The 2,561-nt window shown below is 38.8% G+C and carries 2 protein-coding genes; both read right to left on the bottom strand.

Annotated features, from left to right (window positions below; all coding sequences use genetic code 11):
- Positions 1–152: 152 nt before the first annotated feature.
- A complete protein-coding gene (locus JWQ85_RS15905; RefSeq protein WP_299469717.1) occupies positions 153–1,028 on the bottom strand; it encodes a hypothetical protein in 876 nt (291 codons plus the stop codon).
- A gap of 4 nt (positions 1,029–1,032) precedes the next feature.
- Positions 1,033–2,283, bottom strand: a complete 1,251-nt coding sequence (locus JWQ85_RS15900) for a YdcF family protein (protein WP_299469715.1) — start codon at positions 2,281–2,283, stop codon at positions 1,033–1,035.
- Positions 2,284–2,561 lie beyond the last annotated feature (278 nt).

The raw sequence follows: 2,561 nt of genomic DNA, 5'->3' as shown, positions 1-2,561 counted from the left end.
GCAGCGTATTGTATCAAAATCACATTCAAACCAATGCCGCATTGCAATCATGTCAACAAAGCTATTGATGCTATCTTAAGTAAAGGACACTTTATAGTTAAGTTTATATTAACAATATGTTCCGGTTGGCCAAATGGAGAGTAGCTTACTGCCTACTGCTGTGCACGAATAAAATTTACATTATTTTTACGTGATGAGGTCACAGCAATTCCCTGATTAGGGCTTCCGGTAAATGAAAATCCTTCTAATTCGTCCGGGCGGTTTATTTCATCTGCCTGGCTAATAACCACTTGCTTACCTGTTTCTATTGATTTTTTAAGGTCGATATAAGTAAAGCGCCATTGGCGGCCCTCTATTTTATTTTGGATGAGTACCAGCTGGCCTTTATCTGCTATCCAATGCAAATTTTGCACCCAGGGTGTACAGGTGAATTTTTTATACAACACGCCTTTCTCGCTTGTTTTTGATGCGCTTTTTAACTTTTCAGGATCGTATAACCTTACTTCGTTACCATGGTCGCCATAATCTGCAGTAGCTACATACCATTTATTGTTGTATTTAACATACTCGGGCCTTGCGCCTTGTATACAGGCGTCATCTTCAATAGTATTAATAAGGTTGCCATCCAGCGAGCCCGAATTTAAGAGACCGTTCCAATCCACACAATAAATAACCGCCCTCCATTTAGTCCCTTCTGTATTAAGGCGGATAGAGTTACCTATAAATGTGGGGGAATTACCGTTATACGCTATACCAGTTGGATGATTAATAACATCCTGCCCGTTTTGGGTTAGTTTTACTTCTTTATGCTGGTAAACCAGGCTGTCATTCACCATTTTAAACTCCCGTATCATCCCAACTTCACGGTCGCCGTATAAAAAGATCCGTCCTTTTTGATAAGAGATACCCTGGCAAGCGCCCAGAGAATCTACCGTTATGGAGCGGTCAAGCTTAACAGTAATTGATGCGTTAACAAATGCAGATAGCGTTAAAACAATAGTAATAAACAGTAGTAAATTTCTTTTCATGATTCTACGGATCAAGTGGTTCATCCTGGTCTATCTGCAATGATTCTAATACAGGATAAAATTCCAGTTCAGTTTCAGAAACACGCTTACCCAGTTTGTAAGGCACATAGCCCAACTCCTTTTCGCAACGGCCGGCCATGTTATATATAAAATCGGTTTGAGACTTGTCTGTCACAATGTATCCCGGCTTATTCATTGGGATACCGTATCTAAACATCAACCTAACATCATTACGGATATTGGTTGTAGTATGCCTGGCGTGGGGGTCAATTATAACAGCACTCTCGGGTATATGAAGGGTTTTTATTAAATAAACCTTCATTTCAAAAGCTTCGTTATACTTCGTTTTAAACGGATGCACACTACCACCAGAAACCACAATGAATGGTGCCTTACCTGCCAAATACTGCTTTGCTGCAAGCCGGCAGCGTAACATCCCTTCACCGCTTAATGGCGTAGTTAAATTGTCAGGACCTGCACCCGGTACCAAAATGTGCGAATACGGATAACTTGCCCATTTAATAAGTTTCACCTTATTATAGGCTGCCTTATTAACAGTAGTGGCCATGGGTTCGTAATTCGCGGCATCCTGTCTTTCGTTTATTTCTAAATAAGTTAAAGCTGTCTGTAAAGCGGGCTCAAAAAATAAACGGGTGTTGGCAACATCGCCTGATATAACGGTAGAACAATCGTACATTAAAGTATAATATCCTTTTGCTTTAACATTATAGCTTATGGAATCTATAACAGGATAATTAGGCTTTTTGCCTTCTCCATACACACCAATGGTATAGTTTACAGCGGCGGCATCCTGCTCCCATGCTTTTACCAGCAATTGAGCGGGTGTTACGTTTTTGTAAGTAATGTAATTCCCTGATGGGATCAGATGTGTTTTAACTAAAACATCTAATGCGTTACCATTTTTATATAAGGCGGCTAAGCGGTTACTTACTGCCTGTATCTCATCATTAGTAAATTTAAGTGCTGCCGGCAAGCACAGGGCATCTTTACATGTAGTAAGTGATGTTTGCAATGCTGCCAATTTAATCTGAGTAAGCTTAGCAAGAACATCATCGTTTTTCAACAGGACATTCACGGATTTATCCTGCTCAAATAAGGTGAGCAGATAATAGTTTTTAGACTTTACCCAATTATTAGCATTTACTAATTTATAATCGGGTTTTGGCCCGGGCTGGGCAAAACTCTTGCTAATTATAACAAAAAAGATAATGGTGGTAAAAAGTGCTTTCATCATAATATATTCCGGTGCAAGAAAGCACTTACATGTGAATTATTTGTTAAGATAGCGATACTTTTTAACCCTCTGGGTAAGCTTATTTGTGGATTTATATGTTATTGATACTATCAACCACTGTTTTGAAAATGAAGGATTTTAAAGTTTATCTGTATGTTTAACATAACTTAATCTATCTTCGCATTCAAATTATAATCGCATTTTCATGGCAAAGGCATCTGAAATTAAAGTAGGAAATATATTACGTTATAACGGCGAACTGGTAACCGTTACAGAAG

Source organism: Mucilaginibacter sp., from assembly GCF_028288105.1.
Lineage (GTDB): Bacteria > Bacteroidota > Bacteroidia > Sphingobacteriales > Sphingobacteriaceae > Mucilaginibacter.
Note: the sequence above shows the minus strand (reverse complement) of the source record. Positions and strands in the feature narration are given on the sequence as shown.